This is a genomic window from Pseudomonas sp. PGPR40, assembly GCF_022014505.1.
Taxonomy (GTDB): domain Bacteria; phylum Pseudomonadota; class Gammaproteobacteria; order Pseudomonadales; family Pseudomonadaceae; genus Aquipseudomonas.
In genome coordinates this window covers 70,863-93,994 of the sequence record NZ_JAKLSP010000015.1, presented here as the reverse complement: position 1 = coordinate 93,994, position 23,132 = coordinate 70,863, and the positions used below count along the sequence as shown (strand labels likewise).

General features: G+C 60.7%; 20 protein-coding genes. 12 read left to right on the top strand and 8 right to left on the bottom strand.

Annotated features, from left to right (window positions below; genetic code table 11):
* Positions 1-39 precede the first annotated feature (39 nt).
* Positions 40-945, bottom strand: a complete 906-nt coding sequence (locus tag MEB48_RS14715; protein ID WP_237884887.1) for a LysR family transcriptional regulator — start codon at positions 943-945, stop codon at positions 40-42.
* Between the two features lie 114 nt (positions 946-1,059).
* Between MEB48_RS14715 and MEB48_RS14710 the strand changes: the two genes are divergently transcribed.
* Positions 1,060-1,941 carry an MBL fold metallo-hydrolase gene (locus MEB48_RS14710; RefSeq protein ID WP_237884886.1) on the top strand — a complete coding sequence of 294 codons (882 nt, stop codon included), beginning with the start codon at positions 1,060-1,062 and terminating at the stop codon, positions 1,939-1,941.
* A gap of 75 nt (positions 1,942-2,016) precedes the next feature.
* Entirely contained in the window at positions 2,017-2,631 is a 615-nt protein-coding gene (locus MEB48_RS14705) for an NAD(P)-dependent oxidoreductase (protein WP_237884885.1), read from the top strand.
* A 142-nt stretch (positions 2,632-2,773) separates the two neighbouring features.
* Here MEB48_RS14705 and MEB48_RS14700 read toward each other — a convergent pair whose 3' ends face one another.
* Positions 2,774-3,655: a LysR substrate-binding domain-containing protein gene (locus MEB48_RS14700; protein WP_237884884.1), complete on the bottom strand. Its 882-nt coding sequence runs from the start codon at positions 3,653-3,655 to the stop codon at positions 2,774-2,776.
* 159 nt (positions 3,656-3,814) lie between these two features.
* On the opposite strand from MEB48_RS14700, the gene MEB48_RS14695 reads away from it, so the two are divergent.
* The 6 genes from MEB48_RS14695 to MEB48_RS14670 all read left to right on the top strand — a co-directional run bounded on the left by MEB48_RS14695 (position 3,815) and on the right by MEB48_RS14670 (position 11,316).
* On the top strand, positions 3,815-5,452 hold the full coding sequence (locus tag MEB48_RS14695) for a 5-guanidino-2-oxopentanoate decarboxylase (RefSeq protein WP_237884883.1): 1,638 nt from the start codon (positions 3,815-3,817) through the stop codon (positions 5,450-5,452).
* On the top strand, positions 5,449-6,897 hold the full coding sequence (locus tag MEB48_RS14690) for an aldehyde dehydrogenase family protein (protein ID WP_237884882.1): 1,449 nt from the start codon (positions 5,449-5,451) through the stop codon (positions 6,895-6,897). Before MEB48_RS14695 ends, MEB48_RS14690 begins: the two co-directional genes overlap by 4 nt.
* 297 nt (positions 6,898-7,194) lie before the next feature.
* Positions 7,195-8,298 (top strand): ABC transporter substrate-binding protein, encoded by a 1,104-nt coding sequence (locus MEB48_RS14685; protein WP_237884881.1) that lies wholly within the window; start codon positions 7,195-7,197, stop codon positions 8,296-8,298.
* A 195-nt stretch (positions 8,299-8,493) separates the two neighbouring features.
* The gene (locus MEB48_RS14680; RefSeq protein ID WP_237884880.1) at positions 8,494-9,402 is read left to right on the top strand and encodes an ABC transporter permease; all 909 of its coding nucleotides are present in this window, start codon (positions 8,494-8,496) and stop codon (positions 9,400-9,402) included.
* Positions 9,399-10,247, top strand: a complete 849-nt coding sequence (locus MEB48_RS14675; protein WP_237884879.1) for an ABC transporter permease — start codon at positions 9,399-9,401, stop codon at positions 10,245-10,247. The genes MEB48_RS14680 and MEB48_RS14675 overlap by 4 nt, the downstream gene beginning before the upstream one ends.
* Positions 10,248-10,260: 13 nt before the next feature.
* The gene (locus MEB48_RS14670; RefSeq protein WP_237884878.1) at positions 10,261-11,316 is read left to right on the top strand and encodes an ABC transporter ATP-binding protein; all 1,056 of its coding nucleotides are present in this window, start codon (positions 10,261-10,263) and stop codon (positions 11,314-11,316) included.
* Between the two features lie 69 nt (positions 11,317-11,385).
* Here the strand turns inward: MEB48_RS14670 and MEB48_RS14665 are convergent, their stop codons facing one another.
* The gene (locus tag MEB48_RS14665; protein ID WP_237884877.1) at positions 11,386-12,315 is read right to left on the bottom strand and encodes an AraC family transcriptional regulator; all 930 of its coding nucleotides are present in this window, start codon (positions 12,313-12,315) and stop codon (positions 11,386-11,388) included.
* A 335-nt stretch (positions 12,316-12,650) separates the two neighbouring features.
* On the opposite strand from MEB48_RS14665, the gene MEB48_RS14660 reads away from it, so the two are divergent.
* Positions 12,651-13,004 carry a putative quinol monooxygenase gene (locus MEB48_RS14660; protein ID WP_237884876.1) on the top strand — a complete coding sequence of 118 codons (354 nt, stop codon included), beginning with the start codon at positions 12,651-12,653 and terminating at the stop codon, positions 13,002-13,004.
* 41 nt (positions 13,005-13,045) lie between these two features.
* The gene (locus MEB48_RS14655) at positions 13,046-13,276 is read left to right on the top strand and encodes a hypothetical protein (RefSeq protein WP_237884875.1); all 231 of its coding nucleotides are present in this window, start codon (positions 13,046-13,048) and stop codon (positions 13,274-13,276) included.
* Here MEB48_RS14655 and MEB48_RS14650 read toward each other — a convergent pair whose 3' ends face one another.
* The 5 genes from MEB48_RS14650 to MEB48_RS14630 all read right to left on the bottom strand — a co-directional run bounded on the left by MEB48_RS14650 (position 13,277) and on the right by MEB48_RS14630 (position 20,573).
* Positions 13,277-13,906, bottom strand: coding sequence for a flavin reductase family protein (locus MEB48_RS14650; RefSeq protein ID WP_237884874.1), 630 nt, complete (start codon positions 13,904-13,906; stop codon positions 13,277-13,279).
* A gap of 238 nt (positions 13,907-14,144) precedes the next feature.
* Positions 14,145-15,464, bottom strand: a complete 1,320-nt coding sequence (locus tag MEB48_RS14645; protein ID WP_237884873.1) for an MFS transporter — start codon at positions 15,462-15,464, stop codon at positions 14,145-14,147.
* Between the two features lie 287 nt (positions 15,465-15,751).
* Entirely contained in the window at positions 15,752-17,086 is a 1,335-nt protein-coding gene (locus tag MEB48_RS14640; protein ID WP_237884872.1) for a sigma-54-dependent transcriptional regulator, read from the bottom strand.
* A complete protein-coding gene (locus tag MEB48_RS14635) occupies positions 17,086-18,846 on the bottom strand; it encodes a sensor histidine kinase (protein WP_237884931.1) in 1,761 nt (586 codons plus the stop codon). Before MEB48_RS14635 ends, MEB48_RS14640 begins: the two co-directional genes overlap by 1 nt.
* Before the next feature lie 203 nt (positions 18,847-19,049).
* A complete protein-coding gene (locus MEB48_RS14630; protein WP_008156025.1) occupies positions 19,050-20,573 on the bottom strand; it encodes a fumarate hydratase in 1,524 nt (507 codons plus the stop codon).
* Positions 20,574-21,076: 503 nt separating this feature from the next.
* Here MEB48_RS14630 and MEB48_RS14625 point away from each other — a divergent pair.
* Positions 21,077-22,183 carry a GGDEF domain-containing protein gene (locus tag MEB48_RS14625; protein WP_237884871.1) on the top strand — a complete coding sequence of 369 codons (1,107 nt, stop codon included), beginning with the start codon at positions 21,077-21,079 and terminating at the stop codon, positions 22,181-22,183.
* A complete protein-coding gene (locus tag MEB48_RS14620; RefSeq protein ID WP_237884870.1) occupies positions 22,176-23,111 on the top strand; it encodes an iron-sulfur-binding ferredoxin reductase in 936 nt (311 codons plus the stop codon). Before MEB48_RS14625 ends, MEB48_RS14620 begins: the two co-directional genes overlap by 8 nt.
* Positions 23,112-23,132: the final 21 nt, after the last annotated feature.

Below are 23,132 nucleotides of genomic sequence, written 5' to 3'. Positions count from 1 at the left end.
GCCGCCTTCGCTGGCAAGCCAGCTCCTACAGGGGGGTGTTTACAGGCCTGCATCCCACTCCGGTTCTTCAGGAAATCTGAGTACCAGAAAATCCAGCATGCTGCGCAATGCCGCCGGCATATGCTTGCGTGAGGCATACACCGCATAGATGTTCATCTGCCGGGGCTCGGCCTGGGGCAGCAGGCGAATCAATTCGCCGCTGTGGATATGCACACCTGCCTGATAGCTCGGCAGCATCGCCACGCCGGCCCCGGCCATTGCTGCGCGCAACAGCGTGCTGGCTTCGTTGGCGCTGATGTTGCCCTGCACCGGCACCGAGACGGGTTCGCCGTCCTGTTCGAAATGCCAGAGGCTTTTGCCGAAGTAGGAGTGGGTCAGGCAATTGTGCAGGCTGAGGTCCTCGACCCGTTGCGGCGTTGGGTGCTCACGCAGGTAAGCGGGGGAAGCGCAGATCACTGAACGGCAGACGGTCAGCCGCCGGGCGATCAGGTTCGGGTCCAGGTCGTTGCTGGTGCGGATGGCCAGATCGATGCGTTCATCCACCAGGTTCACCGTGCGGTCGAGCATTTGCATGTCGATGCTGACGCCGGGGTAATGCTTGACGTAAGTCGCCATGGCGTCCGCCAGTTGCGCCTGGCCGAACGAGGTGCTAACGCTGATCCGTAGCAGACCTCGCGGCGCATCGTCCGGCTCGCTGACGGCGACTTGCATGTCGGTGGACAAATCGAGCATCTGCCGACAGCGAGGCAGAATCTCACTGCCGGCGGCGGTCAGGCTCAATTTGCGCGTGGTGCGATGCATCAGGCGCGCGCCGACCCAATCCTCCAGCTCCGCCAGATAGCGTGAAACCACCGGTCGCGACAGGTCCAGGTGATCGGCAGCGGCCGATTGGCTACCGAGGTCGACCACCGTGACGAACACCCGCATTGCTTGTAGACGATCCATGATTTGCCCGCTTTCAGAAACAAACTATGTTCAAGCATCGCATTTTTTGTATCGAACCAGGCAACTAAGCTCTGTCCCATCGCCAAGCACGGCATTCGGATAACGGAGCAACAGATGATCGGCTTCACTTCACTCAAACGCATTCTTCTGGCAACCGCCATCCTCGGCTTCGCGGCCCATGCCGCTGCGGCGTCCACCCTGACGCTGGACGTCTACAACCCAGGCACCCATGCGATCTTCCCGGTGACCTCGGTGCTGGTCAGCGGCGAGAAAGAAGCGATTCTGGTCGACGCGCAATTCGGCAAAGCCCAGGCCGAACAAGTGGTGGAAAAAATCCGCGCCAGCGGCAAGCAACTGACCACCATTTACATCAGCCATGGTGATCCGGATTACTACTTCGGCCTCGACACCGTCACCCAAGCGTTCCCGAAAGCCAAGGTGCTGGCCTCGCAACCGACGGTTGATCACATCAAAAAAACCGTCGACGGCAAACTGGCGTTCTGGGGCCCGAAAATGGGTGCTGACGTGCCGAACAAAACCATCGTGCCTCAGGTGCTGAAGGGCGACAGCCTGATGCTGGAAGGGCAGAAATTGCAGGTGATCGGCCTGGACGGCAAGCAGCCGGATCGCAGCTTTGTGTGGATCCCGTCGATCAAGGCAGTGGTCGGTGGCGTGGTGGTCGCGGAAAACATTCACGTGTGGATGGCCGACACCCAGACCCCGCAATCCCATGCCGATTGGCTGACGACGTTGCAGGCGATCGAAGCGCTGAAGCCGAAAACCATCGTGCCGGGTCACTACCTCGGTGACAGCGCTCGCTCTCTGGCGGCGGTGCAATTCACCGCTGATTACATCAAGGCGTTCGACGACGAAACCGTCAAGGCGAAAGACGCTGCCGAACTGATCGGCGCAATGAAAAAACGCTACCCGACCCTGGGCGAAGAAAGCTCGCTCGAGCTGAGCGCCAAAGTCGCCAAGGGCGAGATGAAGTGGTAATCCGCTGAGCTGATCGTTCCCACGCAGAGCGTGGGAACGATCAACAGATTCACCCATGCCAACTGGAGAAACGTCATGAGCAACATCGCAATCATCGGTGCCACCGGTCGTGCCGGTAGCCAGCTGTTGGAAGAAGCCCTGCGTCGCGGTCACAGCGTCACCGCCATCGCCCGCGACACCTCGAAAATCGTCCAGCGTGCTGGTGTGGTCAGCAAGAATGTGGACGTGCTTGACGCTGCTGCATTGCAAGCCGCCGTGGCCGGGCATGATGCGGTGATCAGCGCGGCGCATTTCTCCGCCATCCCCGCCAGCGCGGTCATCGAGCCGGTGAAAAAGGCCGGGGTAAAACGTCTGCTGGTAGTGGGAGGTGCCGGTTCGCTGTTGCTGCCGAATGGCTCTCGTGTAATCGACAGCGAAGGCTTCCCGGAGGACTACAAGGCCGAGGCCAGCGCCGGAGCCGCGTTCCTGAATACCTTGCGTCAGGAAAAGGAGTTGGACTGGACCTTCCTGTCGCCATCGGCGGAATTCGTCGAAGGTGAGCGCACGGGTACGTTTCGGGTCGGCAAGGATGACTTGCTGGTGAGTGCAGAGGGCCGCAGCTGGATTACCTTTGCTGACTTCGCGATTGCGCTGATCGATGAAGTGGAAACGCCGAAGCATTCATGTCAGCGGTTTACTGTCGGGTATTGATGGAGCTGCTTGATCGTTTGATCGTTCCCACGCTCTGCGTGGGAATGCCTCAACGGACGCTCCGCGTTCGGCTTTGGAAGGGACGCGGAGCGTCCCGGGCTGCATTCCTTTGCTGCGCGTGGGAACGATCTATGAGCATCTCTTAGCGGCTTTGCGCCTGCTCCACCAACCACCCCATCAATTCGCGCAGTTTCGGCGAAGGCGCAGGTTTCTCGGGGAACACCAGGTAATACGCCAACCCGGTTTTCACCTTCAAGTCAAAGGGCATGACCAACCGTCCGGCACTCAGGTCATCGCCGATCAACGACCAATCGCCAATCGCCACGCCTGTCCCTTGGGACGCCATCGACATCGCCAGGTCCAGGGTTTCGAAATGCTGACCTTTGCCGACATTGCTCAGCCGAATATCCGCAGCCTTCAGCCAGGCGTTCCAGTCCCGTTCATCACGGGTGGGGTGCAGCAACAAGTGCTGTTGCAGATCGGCTGGTGTCTGCAAAGCCATCGGCCCTTCAAGCATCGGTCGGGAACACACCGGCGTCAGTTGCTCATCGAACAGATGCCGGGAGGCCAGTGAGCTGTCCGGCGGCGCGCCATACATCACCGCCGCATCGAACTGCTCGCGATGAAAATCCACGCCGTGCTTCACCGTGGTGGTCAATTGCACTGGCACATCCGGACGTTCCTTTTGCCACTGCAACAGGCGCGGCAACAGCCAGCGCATCACGCAGGTCGGTGCTTTCAGTTGCAGGGTTTCGCGCCTCTCGCCGATCTGCTCCACCGCCTCGTCGATCAGGCCGAAAATCTGCTGCACCCGTGGCAGCCATTCCCGTCCTTCGGCGGTCAGGCTCAAGCCTCGCGCCTGACGAATGAACAGCTCATACCCCAGATGATCTTCCAGCCCGGCGATCTGCCGGCTCACCGCGCCTTGGGTGATGTGCAGCTGTTCGGCGGCCCGGGTGAAGTTGCAGCACTGCGCGGTGATCAGAAAAGTGTGCAGCGCCGGCAGAGGAGGCAATCGTTTCATTGGGATCCAAGGTATGACGTGAGGACATGGCTAGTATGACTTTTTATCCATTGTTGCGGCTATGTGTCGCCCGTTCCAATGAGGCCATCCCTGGACCTGCCAAGCCATCATAAACACTGCGCAGGCCCGGCGTCTCAAACGAACAAAAAGGGCAAAGACATGGCGACGTGCGGCGAAGTATTGGTCAAGTTACTCGAAGATTACGGGGTCGAGCAGGTGTTCGGCATTCCCGGGGTGCACACCGTGGAGCTGTACCGCGGGCTGGCCCGTTCGAGCATCAACCACGTCACTCCGCGTCACGAACAGGGCGCCGGTTTCATGGCCGACGGTTACGCTCGCACCAGCGGCAAACCGGGCGTGTGCTTCATCATCACCGGCCCTGGCATGACCAACATCACCACCGCCATGGGCCAGGCTTACGCCGACTCGATCCCGATGCTGGTGATTTCCAGCGTGCAATCGCGCAGCCAATTGGGCGGCGGTCGCGGCAAGCTGCATGAACTGCCGAACCAGAGCGCACTGGTCGGCGGCGTGGCAGCGTTCTCCCACACCTTGATGTCGGCGGCTGAATTGCCGGGCGTGTTGGCCCGCGCCTTCGCACTGTTCCAGGCGGGTCGTCCGCGTCCGGTGCACATCGAAATTCCGTTGGACGTACTGGTCGAAGAGGCCGATGACTTGCTCGCCAGCGTGCCGGTGAACATCGACCGCGCCGGTGCTGCGCCAAGCGCGATCAGCCGCATGACCGACTGGCTGGCCGGTGCCAGGCGCCCGTTGATTCTCGCCGGTGGCGGCGCCATCGATGCCGCGGCTGAATTGACCGAACTGGCGGAACTGCTGGATGCGCCGGTAGCGTTGACCATCAATGCCAAGGGCATGCTCGAGTCCAGCCACCCGCTGCTGATCGGTTCGACCCAGAGCCTGGTCGCCACCCGTGCGCTGGTCGCCGAGGCCGATGTCGTATTGGCCATCGGCACCGAACTGGCTGAAACCGATTACGACGTCACCTTCGCCGGCGGCTTCGACATTCCCGGCGTGCTGCTGCGCGTGGACATTGATCCCGACCAGACCGTGCGTAATTACCCGCCGAAAATCGCGTTGGTGGCCGACTCGCGCAACGCCGCTCAGGCCTTGCTGAGTGCGCTGTCCCACCAGTCGCTGGCCGAGCGCCGCAACGATTGGGGCCAGGTGCGTGCCGCGCGTTTGCGCGAGGAACTGGCCGTGACCTGGGACGCCCCGACGCTGGCCCAGACCCGTTTTCTGGAAACTGTTTTGTATGAATTGCCGAACGCAGTGTTCGTCGGCGATTCGACCCAACCGGTGTACACCGGCAACCTCACCTTCAACCCGGAACGACCGCGCCGCTGGTTCAACTCGTCCACCGGTTACGGCACCCTCGGTTACGCCTTGCCAGCGGCGATTGGTGCCTGGCTCGGTGGCAGCGTCGAAGGCGGCGCACGCCCGCCGGTGGTGTGCCTGATCGGCGACGGTGGTCTGCAATTCACCCTGCCGGAACTGGCCAGTGCGGTGGAAGCGCGCACCCCGGTGATCGTCCTGCTGTGGAATAACCAGGGCTACGAAGAGATCAAGAAATACATGGTCAACCGCGACATCGAGCCGGTTGGCGTGGACATCTATACCCCGGACTTTATCGGTGTGGCGAAAGCGCTGGGCTGCGCGGCCGAGGCGGTCAGCGATGTCGAAGAGCTGCGCAGTGCATTGCGTCTCGCCACCGATCGCCAGGGCCCGACCCTGATTGAAATCGATCAGACCCAATGGATGAAGGCGGTGTCGAAATGAGTTTTCCAACGACCTTGGACGGCCTGTTCATCGACGGTCAATGGTCCGCCGGTAACGAACATCTGCGCGTGATCAACCCGGCTACAGAAGCCCTGCTGACCACCGTTAACGGTGGCGATGCACACGCTGTCGAGCAGGCCGTCACGGCGGCGACCCACGCGTTCAAAGAATGGTCGAAAACCACCGGCGCCGAGCGCGGTGCAATCTTGCGCAGAATCGCCGCGGGCGTGCAGGCCGGTCGCGAACAGTTGATGAAGTTGCAGTCGAGCAACAACGGTAAACCGCTGTTCGAAGCGGCCATTGATGTCGACGACGTGATCGCCACGTTCGAGTATTACGCCGGTCTGGCAGAAGGGCTCGATGCCAGGCAAGACCGCAAAGTGGAGCTGCCGAGCGACGATTTCAGCGCCCGTTTGCGCCGCGAGCCATGCGGTGTGGTGGGGCTGATCGTGCCGTGGAATTTCCCGATGGTCACCACCGCCTGGAAACTCGCCCCGGCCCTGGCCGCCGGTTGCTGCGTGGTGCTTAAACCGTCTGAAGTGACGCCGCTGCCGGAGCTGGAACTGGCGACGATCATCGCCGAATCCGGTCTGCCAAACGGTGTGTTCAATCTGGTCTGCGGCACCGGCCTGGCCGTCGGTGCACCACTGTCGGCTGACCCGCGCATCGCCAAGATTTCCTTCACCGGTAGCAATGCAGTGGGCGTGCAAGTGATGCAGCGGGCGGCCGAAACCGTGAAGGGCGTGAGCCTCGAACTGGGTGGTAAATCCTCGCTGCTGGTGTTGGCCGATGCCGACATCGAGCTGGCCGTGGAAGTGGCCTGCGGCGGAGGTTTCTTCAACGCCGGGCAGATGTGTTCCGCCACCAGCCGCGTGCTGGTCGCCGATGAACTGGCGGATAAATTTGTAGCGCGCTTGAAGGCCCGCGCCGAAGCCATTCGCGTGGCTGACCCGTTCGACCCGAACGCGGAAATGGGCGCATTGGTCAATCAGGCGCAATACCAACGTGTGCTGGGCCACATCGACCGTGGTTTGAGCGCGGGCGGGAAGTTGATCTGCGGCGGTAATCGTCCGGCAGACCTGCCCCGCGGCTATTTTTTGCAGCCGACCATTTTCATCGACGTGCCCCTCGACAGTGCGCTGTGGTGCGAAGAGATTTTCGGCCCGGTGATCTGCGTGCGCAGTTTCAGCTCTGAAGCCGAGGCGATTGCCTTGGCCAACGACAGCCAGTTTGGCTTGGTCGCCAGCGTGGTCACGCGTGACGCCGAAGCTGCTGATCGGGTCGCCAACGCTTTACAGGCGGGGCTTGTATGGATCAACGCGCCGCAAGTGATCTTCCCGCAGACCGCCTGGGGTGGCTACAAACAGAGCAGCATTGGTCGCGAATTAGGGCCATGGGGTTTGCAAGCATTTCAGGAAATCAAACACGTGATTCGGGCCGTCTGACGCTCCATCACTGTAGGAGCGAGCTTGCTCGCGAAGGACGCAAGGGCGCCGCGTTCATTCAGGCAACCCACGTCATCGTTGACGTCCATCGCGAGCGAGCTCGCTCCTACAGGAGGCATGCGCCAGCATCATGGCTTCAATGAGTTTTTATCGATAGTCAGGTGTTTTGCACGACCTCAGGATGAACCCGCCGGCATCGCCAAGGCCCATTGAAACCGGGGGCTTTCAGCCGATCCGGCCGCGCGGATGCAACGGTTGCGACCAACCTCATACTTAAAAAAACAAAGGGAGTCCTTCATGGGCGAGCACGATCTGAACAGACGTCAATTCATCAAAACCGTGGGCGTGGCGTCCGTGGCTGCGGCGGCCATGAGCATGCCGTTCATCAAAGCCAATGCCAGCGACACACGTTTCCAGGGCAAGACCCTGCGCCTGCTGACCTGGTCCGATGACACTGGCCTTGCGGCACTGCGCAATATCGCCGCGACGTTCGAAGCCAAGTATGGCTGCAAAGTCATCGCCGACCGCACCGGTAGCACCTCGGAAATGGTCGCCAAACTCAAGGCCGGCGGTGATCGTCCGCAGTACGACATCATCACGCTGGCCGGCGTCGGCGCCGAAGGTCTGGCCGCTGCCAACCTGCTGGAAAAACCCGATCTCAACCGCATCCCCAACCTGATCGACGTGCCGGAGCAATACCGCACTGGCGCCAACGGGCACGGCATCGGTTACCTGTTGTGGTGCAACAGCCTGGTCTACAGCACCCGCACCATCAAAGAGGCACCGCAGAGCTACGCCGCGCTGTGGGACGCGGAGCTGTCGCCGAATATTTTCCTGCCGCCACCGAACTGGACCGAGGCCATGGACCTGATCATCATCGCCGCCAAACTGGCCGGTGGTGACGAACACAACATCGAGCCAGGCTTCAAGAAACTTGCCGAACTGAAAGATCGCGTCGTGACCCTGGGCGAAAACCCGAACCAGATCGCCGAGCTGTTCCGCACCGGTTCGCTGGACATGGGTGGCTTGTACGCGCCGGCGTTTTTCCCGAAACAGATTCGCGATCCGGCCTACGGTCTGGGCGCCACGTTCGGCATGAAGGAAGGCTTCTACACCGACTTGATGTTGTCGGTGATGCCGAAGAATCGTCCGGGCGATATCGACCTGGCCTACGCCTTCATCAACCACTCTCTGGACCCGCTGGTGCAGGGCAAGATGGCCGAAGACATCTACAACGGCCCGGTCAACGCCAAGGCAATCATCTCCGCCGAAGCGCGCAAGAGCCCGTACATCCTCACGCCGGAGCAGATTGCCGAGAAGGCGATCATGCACGACAACGCCTTCCTGGCCACCGTGCATGACCAATGGATTCGTCGTTACACGGAAATCTTTTCTTCCTGATCGAGTGGCGACCACAGGTTCTTTGAAACACCACAAATCCAATGTGGGAGCGGGCTTGCTCGCGAATGCGGTGTGACATTCAACATTGATGTCGACTGACACGGCCTCTTCGCGAGCAAGCCCGCTCCCACAGGGTTCAACGTGATTTCGAGGCCTGTGCTCGCTCAGCTGTTTTCCATTGACGAGACCCTTGCTATGGAACACCAACCTCTGACCCATCCGCTAAGCGCCGCACCCACGCGCGCCAATCGGGGTGTCTCACCGACGGCGCGTGCCTGGTTTTTCCTCTCGCCGTCGATGCTGTTTCTCGGCGTGCTGATTGCCGCCAGCCTGCTGGTGCTGCGCATGAGCGTCGGCACCAAAGGCGCGGAGTGGACCGGGTTCAGCCTGGCCAGTTACGCCCAATTGCTGGAACCCTATTACCTCAAATCGTTGCTGCTGACGTTGCGCCTGGCGCTGATCAGCGCGGTGATTGCGGTGCTGCTGGCGATCCCGGTCGCCTACACCATGTCACGGCTGACCTCGCCGTTTGTGCGGCGGATCTTCCTCGCGGCGGTGCTGCTGCCCTTGCTGGTCAACCTGCTGCTGCAAAGCTACGGCTGGCTGGTGATCCTCGGGCCGGGCGGGATGCTCAATCAGGCGCTGATGGGCCTGGGCCTGATCAAGCGCCCGATCATGCTGCTCTACAACCAGAACGGCGTGTTGATGGGCCTGGTGCAAACCGCGTTCCCGTTGGCCGTGCTGCCGATTGCCAGCGCCATGCGCGGCGTCGCTCGCACTTACGAAGAAGCCGCTGCCACCCTCGGCGCCAGTCGCTTGCAGGTGTTTCGCCAGGTGGTGTTGCCGATGAGTTTGCCGGGGATCATCACCGGCGCGACGTTGGTGTTCGCCTACAACGCCAGCAGTTTTGTGGTGCCGCTGCTGCTCGGCGGTCGGCGCGTGCCGATGCTGGCGGTGATGGTGCATGACCAGATCGCCCCGCTGATGAACTGGCCCGCCGCGTCGGCTGCCGGTGTAGTGCTGATCGTTACCACCCTGGCGATCATGACTTTGTCCGAATACCTCACTGGCCGTCGTCGTCGCATGCTGGAGGCTTCGCAATGAGCACCCTGATCAACAAGCGCCACTCGCTGCTGCCGGGCGATACCGGCAAGTTCGCCGGCATCCTGTCGGGCTTCATTTTGCTGCTGGCGGTGCTGCCGATTCTGACCATGATCGTCATGTCGTTCAGCGGCGCGTCGAACCTCGACTTCCCGCCCAGCAGCTACAGCTTGCAATGGTACAAAGCCGCCTGGAACACCTTCGTGTCGCCGGACTCCAGCGACGTGCTGAGCCTCGGCAAAGCCATGAGCACCAGCCTGATGGTGGCCTGCCTGACCATGGTTTTCGCCACGATCATCGCGGTGCCGGCAGCTTACGCGTTGACCCGTTGCGAATTCCGCGGCAAGGCCGTGGCGTTGCAATTGATGTCGCTGCCGCTGGTGTTTCCGATGGTGGTGTTGGGCCTGGCGTTGTTGCTGGTGTTCGACAGCCTGCCGTTCCACATCACCACCTCGCGATTGGTAATTGCCCACGTGATTCTGGCGCTGCCGTTCGTGGTGAAAAACTGCACCGCGGCGATGCTCTCCATCGGCAGCGAAGTCGAAGAGGCCGCGCAAATGCTCGGCGCTTCACCGTTGCGGGCGATTGTCGATGTGGTGGTGCCGCTGATGAAATCGGGGATTCTGGCGGGCATGCTGCTGGCGTTCATCGTCTCGTTCAACGAATTCACCGTGACCTATTTCCTCTACACCATCGACGTCATGACCGTGCCGATCTGGATGTACAGCCGCACCGTGTCTTCGCTCGACCCTACCGTTTTCTCGTTTGCCGTGCTGATCGTGCTGATCGACTTCGTCCTGATCTGGGCGTTGGAGAAGCTGGTTGGCGAAGGTGGCGTTTCCTTTTGATTTGAGGTGCAACATGACTGGTCTGATTCTGGAAAACGTCGAGAAACATTATGGCTCGGCCTGCGCGGTAAAGGATGTGAACCTGCATTTGCCCGAGGGCAAACTGGTGTGTTTTCTCGGCCCTTCGGGCTGCGGCAAAACCACCTTGCTGCGCATGATCGCCGGGCTTGAAACCCTGACGGGCGGCGAGATTCGCCTGGACGGTGAAGACATCGGCCATACACCTGCGCACCAGCGTAATTTCGGCATGGTGTTTCAATCCCTGGCGCTGTTTCCGCACATGACGGTGGGGGAGAACATCGCCTATCCGCTGAAACTGCGCGGGGTCAGCAAGGCTGAACAACAGGCACGGGTGGTGGAGTTGCTGGAGCTGATTCAGTTGCAGGAAATGATCGATCGCCCGGTGGCGAAACTCTCCGGCGGTCAGCGTCAGCGCGTGGCGATTGCCCGGGCGATTGCCTCGCGGCCGAAAATTCTCCTGCTCGACGAACCGCTGTCGGCGCTGGACGCCAAGTTGCGTGAGTCGATGCAGGTGGAAATCCGTCAGCTGCAACAACGTTTGAACATCACCACCATCATGGTCACCCACGACCAGCGCGAAGCCATGACCATGGCTGACATCGTGGTGGTGTTGGGTGAGCATCGGGTGCAGCAGGTAGGTACGCCGATTGAAATCTATCGGCATCCGGCGAATGAATTCGTCGCGGACTTTATCGGTTCGGGGAATATTTTCCCGGCCACGGCACTGGGCAATGGCAAGGTCAGCTTGCCCGGAGGCGATGCGCTGCAAGTGCCGATCTGCAGCAGCATTGTGGTGGGGGAGAAGATCAAGATGTTGATTCGCCCGGAAGACCTGCAACTGTCGCCACCCCAGGCCACCGCAGGGAATCGCTTGCTCGGGAAGGTGACGTTTGTACGGGATATCGGGGCGACGATTGAAACGACTGTCGAGTGTTCCGGGGTGTCGTTCACCGCGTTGAGTACGCCGTGTCAGGGGGTTGGGTTGAGCATTGGCAATCCGGTGTCGGTGACCTTGCCGGCTGAGGCTTGCCGAGTACTAAGCGCCTGACTTTAGAGGTGGGTCGCTTTTGCCGGCCCCTTCGCGAGCAAGTCGAATCGTCGCACCGAAAAAGTCAGATCAAACCGACAACCGCAACCGCGCCAAATCCCGGAGCGGCGGCGCCCCGAACAACCGGCTGTACTCCCGGCTGAATTGCGAAGGGCTTTCATACCCCACCCGATAACCCGCCGCCGAAGCTTCCAGTCCTTCAGCCAGCATCAACCGCCGCGCCTCTTGCAGGCGCAACTGCTTCTGATACTGCAGTGGACTCATCGCCGTCATCGCCTTGAACCGGTGATGCAATGTCGACACGCTCAGGTTCACTTCCCGCGCCAGATCATCGATGCGCAGCGGTTGCTCATAATTGCCGTTAAGCCATTTGATCGCCTGGCTGATGCGATGGCTCTGGCTGTTGGCAATGGCAATTTCATACAGCCGATGACCTTGCTGGCTGCGCAACAGCCGATACAGAATCTCTCGACGAATCAGAGGCGCCAGCATGGCGATGTCTTTCGGTGTGTCGAGCAAACGTGCCAGACGCAGCACAGCATCGAGCATTGCCGTGTCGATCTGCTCGACATACAGGCCGCGGCCAGTGGGCCGTGTGGGTACGCCAATGGGGCCGGCGTCGGCAATCAGCGCGCTGATTTCTGCCGGATCGATATCCAGTCGTACGGCGAGGATTGGTTCCTCGGGCGAGACATTCACCACCCGCCCGCTCAACGGCATCGAGACCGACACCACCAGGTAATTCAGCGGGTCGTAATTGAAGTATTCATCCGCCAGCCGCACTTCCTTGCGCCCCTGGGCCATGATGCACAGGGCCGGTTGCGCCAGCACCGGGGCGAAGTCGTGATTTTGACTGTGGCGCGACATGAACAGCGAACCGACGGCGGTGGCATAAGTGCCATCCTCCATCGTGTTACGACGGATGAGGGCGGCCAGTTCCGCGCGCTGTTTTTCCATGTCGGCATCCAGCGGGGCTTGAAAATGATCGAGCGACGACATGCTGGGCATCCTCGGTGACGCGTTGGTGATGAGCTGAGCTTAAATTTGTGCAAGGGACAGCGGTAGACACATCCTGCCAAAAGCTTGCCTGATTCTGCACAAGGTAAATACGCGGGGCTGCTCTGGCAGGTCAGCGCCGGGAAAACTTGCTTGAAAGCCGTGTTGCAGCGATGTGACAGTGGTTTACATGCTGTTACAGACGTTTTTGGCAGCCGCGCAGGATTGTGCAACAAGCCGGCAGGAATCGACTAACGACGACCAGGGCGCGCCGCCTAATCTTGGATCCTGTCGCAGCCCGTCCCCGGCTGCCACTGGATGACCTGGGAGGGTTGAACATGTCTACGCAAATCCCCGTCAGTCATATGGCCTTTGTCCGTGCCCGCGCCGGGCGTTCGGCAGAACTCGGTGCGCGCCTGAGCGCGCTGATCGAGCCATCGCGCAACGCGCCGGGTTGCCTGAGCTTTGCCCTGCAGCACTCGCAATGCGATCCAGAGCTGTGGCTGGTGTCCGGTTTCTGGGACAACCAACAGGCCATGACCGCTTACTTCGGCAGCCCGGCTTTGCAGATTTTTTCCGAGCTGGTGCAGGAGTTGGTGGTCAACAGCCTGGATTTCCATACCTTCAAGGATGTCTCGGCGGCCCAGGCCCTTGGCCAGTCCCAGGCAGCGGTACACAAACTCGCCGGTTGAGGGTTTAATGGCGCCATTCTCCATTAGCCAGGATCCGCGACATGGCACGCAAAGCCTTTGAACACTTCGAAGCCGTTTCAGCCGTAGTACCGGGCGAGGGCGGTTACCACGCCGCGATTGCCGTCAAAGCCCTGGGTGGTTCCGGTGCCCCGCGTTTTCACAAAGTGCTGGAAGGCCAGACCTTCAAGACCGCTCATGAAGCCGACGAGGCTGCGGCCAAAGAGCTGACCCGCCTCAAAGACGTCAAAGAAGACACCGACCTGCTCTGGTAATTACTTGACCGCCCCGGGGCGGAACATCTTGAACAATGCCTCTGGCCCCAGCTGAAAGTAATCCGCCGGCCCGCCGCCGCGCAGAATCGGTTCTGCCGCGGCGGTGTCGTACACCCCATCCTTCAGCAGCCATTTGGCGATGTGCACGGCGACCACTTCGCCGAGAATCAGCCAGCTCGGCACCATTTCCTTGTTTGCGCGCTGCAACTGAATGATCTGCGTGACCTTGCACTCGAAGGACACCGGGCTTTCGGCGACCCGTGGCACCTGAATGATTTTCGACGCCGCGGTGGTCAGCCCGGACAGCTCGAATTCATTGACCTCAGGCCCGACCATGGCACAGCTCTGATTCATCTGTTCGGCCAGTGGCCGGGTCGCCAGGTTCCAGGCGAATTCGCCGGTCTGCTCGATGTTGTTGAGGCTGTCTTTGCGCCCGACACTGGAAAAACCAATGATCGGCGGGATGTAGTTGAAGGCGTTGAAAAAGCTGTAGGGCGCCAGGTTCAGGCGACCGTTGGCATCCTGGGAGGAAATCCAGCCGATAGGGCGCGGGCCGACGATGGCGTTGAACGGATCATGCGGCAGGCCATGGCCGTTGGCGGGTTCGTAGAAATGGATGTCGTCGGGCATGAAAGGATTTCCGGGCATTATTCGGGGGACGTCCATAGTGCAAGGACGAACACGTTATTTCCAGCGATGCGATCCCTTGTAGGAGCGAGGCTTGCCCGCGAAGGCGTCGTGTCAGCCAGCATCAATGCTGAATATGAAATCGCCTTCGCGGGCAAGCCTCGCTCCTACAGATACCGTATCTATTCAACGAAAAAGGGGCAGGCCCGTTAAGGTCTGCCCCATTTTTTCGCTTACGGGTTTAATCCGTCTCGATCCGCGAATGCTTGCGGGTATCTTTCATGGTCACGTACACCAGCAACGACACGGCGATGCATGCGGTGACATACCAGTAGTAACCGGTTTCCATGCCAATGCTCTTGAACCACAACGCGATGTATTCAGCGGTGCCGCCGAAGATCGACACGGTCAGCGCATACGGCAGGCCAACACCCAGGGCGCGGATTTCGGTCGGGAACAGTTCGGCTTTGACCACTGCGTTGATCGAGGTGTAGCCGCTGACGATGATCAGCGCCGCCATGATCAGGAAAAACGCGCCCCACCAGGTAGTGATGGTGTGCAAGGTGGTCAGGATCGGCACGGTGAACAGCGTTCCCAGAATGCCGAAGGCAATCAGGATCGGTCGGCGCCCGATTTTATCCGACAGCCCGCCGATGATGGGTTGCAAACACATGAACAGGAACAGCGTGGCCGCGGAAATGGTGGTGGAGTCGGAAATGCTCATGCCAACGGTGTTCACCAGGTATTTCTGCATGTACGTGGTGTAGGTGTAGAACGCCAGCGTGCCGCCCATGGTCAGGCCGACGACGGTCATCAGTTCCTTCGGATGACGCATCAAGGTGCGCATCGCGCTTTCCTTGGACTTTTCTTTCTTGGTGAACGACTCGGTTTCTTCCATACCACGACGCAGGTACAGCGCGACCACGGCACACAGCGCGCCGATGGCGAACGGGATGCGCCAGCCCCAGGCGTACAGCTCCTCGGTGGTCAGAAAGTTTTGCAGCACGATCAGCACGCCCAGCGCTATGAGTTGACCGGAGATCAGCGTCACGTACTGGAAGCTGGAGAAGAAGCCACGGCGTTCCTTGGTGGCCATCTCGCTCAGGTAAGTGGCTGAAGTGCCGTACTCGCCACCGACCGACAGGCCTTGCAGCAAACGGGCGAACACCAGCAGGATCGGCGCGCCGATACCGATGGTTTCGTAGCTCGGGCTCAGGGCGATCAGCAGCGAGCCGAAGCACATCAGGTAGACCGAGGCCATCAGGGCCTTTTTGCGCCCGACTTTGTCGGCATACAGGCCCATCAGCCAGCCACCGATCGGACGCATCAGGAAGCCCACGGCGAAGATCGCGGCGGTGTTCAGCAGTTGTGCGGTGGTGTCGCCTTTGGGGAAAAAGGTTTTGGCGAAATACAAAGAGAAGGCGGCATAGACATACCAGTCGTACCACTCGACCATGTTGCCGACAGAGCCGCTGAAGATCGATTTGATGCGACTGGCGGTGGTTCTTGGTTTGGTCGATGCGGCAGCCGACCCAAGAGGCAAGGCGTTGGAGTTATCCATTGAAGGATCCTTCGTTTAATTGTTTTTGTGGAGCGCGTTAAAACGCAGCCTGCTGGAGCTATAGCAGGAGCTGTGCCAAGAAGAAGAGGGCCGGTTTAGAGGGGGTAGCGGGATTTATTGAGCGGAAATCCGCTTATGGAATTGGTGTTGGCAAGCGGAAATCCGCCGGAGCTGATCGTTCCCACGCTCCGCGTGGGAATGCATCAACGGACGCTCCGCGTTCGGCTTTTGGGACGCAGAGCGTCCCGGGCTGCATTCCCACGCGGAGCGTGGGAACGATCAAAAGATCAGCTGTCCTGCAAAAACATTTCGCGCGTCAACCCATGCCGCTGCATCTTTTCGTTAAAAGTACGGCGCGGCAGTTGCAGTTCTTCAAGCACCGCTTTCACATCGCCCTTGTGCCGGGTCAATGCCGCGCGCAAGCAATGCGCTTCGAAAGCTTCCTGCTGCGCCGCCAGTGACTGGCCGGGATCGATCCCCACCGGTTCCGGTTCGCCCAAGCCCAGCACTTGCCGCTCCGCGACGTTCGCCAGTTCGCGCACATTGCCCGGCCAGTCGTGGCTCAACAGATGGCTCAGTTGCGGTCCGCTCAAGGGCGCAAAGGTGCGCCCCAAACGCTCGGCGGCACTCTGCGCGAAGAACTCGAACAGCAGTGGAATGTCTTCACGCCGATCGCGCAACGGCGGCAGACGCAACTCGGCGACGTTCAATCGATAGGCCAAGTCCTCGCGAAAACGTCCGGCCCGCGCTTCATCCAGCAAGTCGGGTTTGGTCGCGGCGATGATCCGCAAGTCCACGTGGATGCTTTGGTTGGAACCCAATCGTTCAAGCTTCTGCTCCTGCAACACCCGCAGCAGTTTCACCTGCTGGGCCAACGGCATGCTTTCGATTTCATCGAGAAACAGCGTGCCGCCGTCGGCGTATTCGAGCTTGCCGATACGTTTACCCTGGGCGCCCGTGAACGCGCCGCTCTCATGGCCGAACAATTCGGCCTCGAACAACTGCTCGGGAATCGCCGCGCAGTTCAGCGCCACGAAGGGTTTATCTGCGCGGGGACCGAAGTCGTGCAAACAACGGGCAACCAATTCCTTGCCGCTGCCGGTTTCGCCACGGATCAACACGTTGACCGGCAGCGTCGCCAGATCCAGCACCTGCCGGCGCAGTGTTTGCAAGCCACGGGACACTCCCAGCAGCGTCGCATCGAGTTTGGCGCGATTGTCCGCCTGTTCATGCAGAGCGCGGTTTTCCAGCACCAGCCGACGCTTGTCCAAGGCGCGGCGCAGGCTGCTCAGCAGGGTTTCCGGGCTGAAGGGTTTCTCAAGGAAATCGTAGGCGCCGTCGCGCATCGCTTCGACGGCCATCGGCACATCACCGTGACCGGTCAGCAGGATCACCGGCAAGTCGGCATCGCGGCGCTGGACTTCGGCCAGTAGCTCCAGCCCCGTCATGCCAGGCATGCGCACATCGCTGAGGATCACCCCGGGGAAATGTTTCGGCAGTTGCGCCAGGCACGCATCGGCGCGACTGAACAGCTGCACTTCGAAACCTGAGAGGCTCAGCCACTGTTCGACGGCGCTACGGATGCTGCTTTCGTCATCGACCACCATTACCGAATTGAGCATCAAGCAGGCACCTCCAGATCAATGGGCAACGTCAGGGTGAACACCGCGCCGTTTTCGCCATTGTCGGCACTCAGGCGTCCGCCCGCTTCGTGAGCGATAGCGAAGGAGACCGCCAGTCCGAGGCCCAGGCCATCACCCACCGGTTTGGTGGTGAAGAATGGATCGAACACCTTCCCCAGGTTCTCGTCGGCAATGCCGCCACCGTTATCGGCGACGGTCAGGCGCCACAATTGTTCATCGGCTTCGAGGCGGATTTCCAGACGCTTGCAGGGTTTGTCGTGCATTGCATCCAGGGCATTGCGCAGCAAGTTGATCAGCACCTGTTCCAGACGAATCGCATCGCCACGCACCCAGGCCGGGCGGGTCAGATGGAGCACGGTGCTGATGTGCTCGTCACGCAGGCGCGCATCCAGCAACTGCAAGGATTGATCGACCACTGCCGCCAGGTCCAGCCGTTCGCGCAAACCGCTGGGGCTTTTGCGCGCGAAGGTTTTCAGGTGGCCGGTGAGGGCGGCCATGCGCGTGAGCATGTCGTCCACCGGCTTCAGTGCCTTGTAGGCATCCTCGACACGGCCGTGATCGAGCAGCAGCCTCAGAGTAGCAAGCTGCATGCGCTGGGCGGTCAGCGGCTGATTGATTTCATGGGCCAGCGCGGCCGACATCTGGCCGAGGGCCGCGAGCTTGGCTGATTGCACCAGCCCGTCCTGAGCGGTGCGCAAATCCCGGGTGCGTTCTTCCACCAGTCGCTCGAGTTCTTCGCGACTGCGCTGGCGCAACCTGGCCAGACGCCAACGCTGGTTGAGGAACAGCAGCAAAAACACCACTGCCAGCCACGCCCCGGCGGCGGCGAGCCCGGCGTTGCGGCGGTCTTCGAATGTGACCTGCGGGCGACGCAGCAAGTGCAAGGTCCAGTCTTCAGCGGCCAGTGGCAGCGATTCCCAGAGGTAATCCGCCGGCCCGTCCGGGCCATTGACCCGCTTCAGATCACTGTAGTCATCGAAGCGCTGCACCGATTGATAGTCAAGAAGGGTCAGCGGCTGTTTGTCGTATTGGCGGGTGGTTTTGAGCTCGGCGCGGTCGCTGTCACTCAGGGGCTTCAATTGGCGGTAACGCCAGCCTGGCTGGTTGGCGATGAAGATAATCCCGCGCGCGTCGCTGACCAGCAATGTGTCACTGCCCTGACGCCATTCGCGCTCCAGTTCCGGGAACTCGAGTTTCACCACCATGGCACCCAGGAACTCGCCACTGTCGCTGGTCACCGCGCTGGACAGGAAGTAACCGGGAATGCCGCTGGTCACGCCCACTGCGTAAAAACGCCCGGTGCCTTGGGTTCGGGTCTGGCGGAAGTAAGGGCGAAAACCGTAGTTGTGGCCGACGTAACTGCTGGGCAAACGCCAGTTGCTGGCGGCCACGGCCAGGCCGGTGCGATCCAGTAATTCGAGGGTCGATGACTGCGCGGCGCCGTTGATTTTTTCCAGTTTGCGATTCAACGCAAGCTGCTCTTCGGGGCTCACTTCACCGTTCAGTGCGGCGCGCAGTTCCGGGTCCAGCGCCAATACGGCGGGCAGGGCTCGGTAGCGCTCGATCAAGGTGTGCAGTGAATTGGCATACAGCGCCAGTTGCTGATTGGCCCGCGCGGCATCTTCCACCAACGCTTGGCGTTCGGTGTGACGGATAGCCAGCGTAGCGGCGAGCACCGCACCGGCAATGATCAACAAGGAGTACAACGACAGGCGCAGGGTACGGGAAGTCGGCAGCATGCTGTAGGAAACAGGTTGAAGGATGGGCTGGCACCATACCATGAGGCCGCGCATTCTTCGTCCCGGCATGACGTGTTCAGACGCCAGCGCTTTCTCCAAAAAGTCGAAGTGACTGCCTGGATCGAAGGACTAAATCGTTATCCAAAAAAAGGCCGGATCGTCTGGGAAGACGGCCCGGCCTTTTTCGGTAGCGGGGGAGGCGCTTACTGCACTTCCACCGCCAGGCTTTCACTGATCTTTTTCTGCCAGATCGCGGGACCGGTGATGTGTACCGACTCGCCCTTACTATCGACCGCAACGGTCACAGGCATGTCTTTGACGTCGAACTCGTAGATCGCTTCCATGCCCAGTTCGGCGAAAGCCACGACGCGGGATTTCTTGATGGCTTGCGCCACCAGGTAAGCCGCGCCGCCGACAGCCATCAGGTAAACGGCTTTGTGGTCCTTGATCGCTTCGATGGCGGTCGGGCCGCGCTCGGATTTGCCGATCATGCCCAACAGGCCGGTTTGCTCGAGGATCTGACGGGTGAACTTGTCCATCCGCGTAGCGGTGGTAGGGCCCGCCGGGCCAACCACTTCTTCGCGCACCGGATCGACCGGCCCAACGTAGTAGATGAAGCGACCCTTGAGGTCCACTGGCAAAGTTTCGCCCTTGTTCAACATCTCGACCATGCGCTTATGCGCGGCGTCGCGACCGGTGAGCATTTTGCCGTTGAGCAGGACGGTTTCACCCGGCTTCCAGCTCTGCACGTCTTCCGGGGTCAGGGTGTCGAGGTTGACGCGACGGGCCGACGGACCGGCTTCCCAGACGATTTCCGGGTAGGCGTCCAGCGGTGGCGCTTCCAGCGAGGCCGGGCCGGAACCGTCGAGCACGAAGTGCGCGTGACGGGTGGCAGCGCAGTTCGGGATCATGCACACCGGCAACGAAGCCGCGTGGGTCGGATAATCCATGATCTTCACGTCGAGCACGGTGGTCAGGCCACCCAGGCCCTGGGCACCGATGCCCAGTTGGTTGACCTTCTCGAACAACTCCAGACGCATCTCTTCGATACGGTTGGACGGGCCGCGCTTCTTCAGCTCATGGATGTCGATGGATTCCATCAACACTTCCTTGGCCATGACAGCGGCTTTCTCGGCGGTACCGCCGATGCCGATGCCGAGCATGCCCGGTGGGCACCAGCCGGCGCCCATTTCCGGAACGGTCTTCAGTACCCAGTCGACGATCGAGTCGGACGGGTTGAGCATGGCCATTTTCGACTTGTTCTCGGAACCGCCGCCCTTGGCTGCCACGTCCACTTCCACGGTGTTACCCGGAACGATGGAGTAGTGGATAACCGCCGGGGTGTTGTCCTTGGTGTTTTTGCGAGCACCCGCCGGGTCGGCGAGGATCGAGGCACGCAGGACGTTTTCCGGCAGGTTGTAAGCCCGGCGCACGCCTTCGTTGATCATGTCGTCCAGGCCCATGGTGGCGCCATCCCAACGAACGTCCATGCCCACGCGCACGAACACGGTGACGATACCGGTGTCCTGGCAGATCGGGCGGTGGCCGGTGGCGCACATGCGCGAGTTGATCAGGATTTGCGCCATGGAATCGCGGGCTGCCGGCGATTCTTCGCGCAGGTAGGCCTCGTGCATCGCCTGGATGAAATCCACGGGGTGGTAATAGGAAATGAACTGCAGGGCGTCGGCAACGCTCTGAATCAGGTCGTCTTGCTTGATCACGGTCATGAGTCGCGCTCCTCTAAAAGACGGGAACATTCTGTAGGGGCAGCTTCAAGCCTTAAGCTTCAAGCGGCAAGCTGAAGCAGTACGCGAACTGCTTTGAACTTGTGGCTTGAAGCTTGAGGCTTGAAGCTGACCCGCAGGGTCAAAGGCACGCCGGGCATGCTGGCGCGACGCTAAAAAGGCGCGGCAGTATACCGCGCCTCGATGGCGGACACATCCGTTGACAGTCAAACGTTGGTCGCATACGTCAGTGTTGGTTGGCGCGCCGGTGGCTCATATACCTGTAGAAGCGGGCTTGCCCGCGAAGGCATTTTCAAAGGCACTGCAGGGCTCAAGGCCGCCTTCGCTGGCAAGCCAGCTCCTACAGGGGGAAATGGTCATCGTTCTGACGCCAGTTTTCTGCCCCCAAAAATTGAATGGTCATTTATCGGAGTCGCCACTAAAGTGGCATCCGGCCTGTAGAGTAGGACACTCCGATAGCCTCCTTTCCCACGGTGAATCAACGATTGACCCATAACGCCATTCAGCGGCTTTTGCTCAAACGCTTCGCCCTCGCAGCTGGCACCTACGCCCTGGCTTTGCTGCTGCTGTGGATGGCGTTTTTTACCGGTCATTACCAAGAATCCCTCACCGGCATGGCAATGGGCAGCGCGTTGGTGGTGCTCAGCCAAGCGGTGCTGTTCGCGGTGTTCTCCAGCGGCTGCAACCTGCGTTTTTCCGACCCCAGCCTGACCGAAGTACAAATACTGCTGGGGCTGGGTTGGCAGACTTGGCTGATCGCCCATCTGGACGAGGCGCGCGGCGCGTTTCTGGTGTTTTATCTGCTGATTCTGTTGTTCGGGTTGTTTCATCTTTCGCGCATTGCATTCGTGCGGTGCGCGTCGCTGGTGTTTTTCAGTTTCAGCGCCATCACCTTGTGGGAGAGTTATCACTTTCAACTGCCCAACCCGACGCTGGCGCTGCTGCAGGTGTGCGTGCTGTTTGTGGTGCTAGGGTGGCTGGTGTTTTACGCCCGTTACGTACAGATGTTGCGCCAGCGTATGCGTCAGCGGCGGTTCGCCTTGCAGGCGCATCAAGACACCCTGCGCGGCATGATGCGCCAGCTCGAAGGCCTGGTGGCGACCGACGAACTCACCGGGCTGTTCAACCGCCGACATTTCCTGCGCCTGGCCTCCCGCGAGTTGCACGCCATGGAAGTCGGTGTGGTACATGGTCTGGCGCTGATCGACCTCGATCATTTCAAACGCATCAATGATGTTCATGGCCACGCGGCTGGCGATCAGGTGCTGCAAGCGTTTGCCGGGGTGGCCACCGCGTGCCTGCGCGATGGCGATATTCTGGCCCGCTATGGCGGTGAAGAGTTCGTGGTGCTGTTGCCCGATTGCGACGCCGAGCGCCTGACGGCGTGTTGCGAGCGATTGCGCATGGCCTTCATGGATGTCGAATTAATCGGTCTGGATGTGAGCAACCTCAGCCTGTCGGCGGGCATGACCTTGCTGGAACCGGGCGACGATCTGGATGACGCCTTGCACCGCGCCGATCAGGCGCTGTATCGCGCCAAGCGTGATGGCCGTAACCGTTGCGCGGCAGCCTGGGAGAATGTCGATGCCTGAGTTACGGGTCGGCGAACGCCAATGGACAGTGGCGGCGGGCAGCAATCTGCTCGATGCCTTGAATCAGAACGGCGTGTCGGTGCCCTATAGCTGCCGCGCCGGCAGTTGCCACGCGTGCCTGGTCAAGTGTGTCGAGGGTTTGCCCAGCGACAGCCGTCCCGATGCCTTGAGCCATGAGCAGCGCCAACAGGGTTGGCGGTTGGCCTGCCAATGCCAGGTGGTCGACGATCTGTACGTCGAAACCTTTGATCCGCTGCGTGATGGCCTTGCTGCTCAGGTGGTCGCCAGCGATTGGCTGAGCCCCAGCGTCTTGCGTTTGCGCCTGACCAGCGAACGAGCATTGCGCTATCAGGCGGGGCAGCATCTGGTGCTGTGGGCGGGTCAGGTGGCACGGCCGTATTCCCTGGCCAGCCTCCCGCAAGAAGACCGCTTTCTGGAGTTTCACCTCGATTGCCGGCAACCGGGGGAATTCAGTGATGCGGCACGCCGCTTGAAAATCGGCGATCCGATCCGCCTCGGCGAGTTGCGCGGCGGGGCACTGCATTACGATCCGGACTGGCATACCCGACCGCTGTGGTTATTGGCGGCCGGCACCGGTCTGGGGCCGTTGTTCGGTATTTTGCGCGAAGCATTGCGTCAGGATCACCAGGGCGCTATCCGTGTCATTCATCTGGCCCATGATGCGAGTGAGCATTATCTGGCCAAACCCCTGCAAGCCATGGCCGAGGGCCGTGAAAACCTTACCGTCGAGCTCTGGACCGCGGCCGAGTTGCCCGCGGCTTTGGCGCAACTGCGCCTTGTTTCGCGGCAAACCCTGGCCTTAGTCTGCGGAGCCCCCGACAGCGTCGACGCCTTTGCCCGGCGCCTGTACCTGGCCGGTTTGCCGCGCAATCAACTGCTGGCGGATGTCTTTCTACCCCGTGGTTGAGTGCTGATCGTTTAACGACGC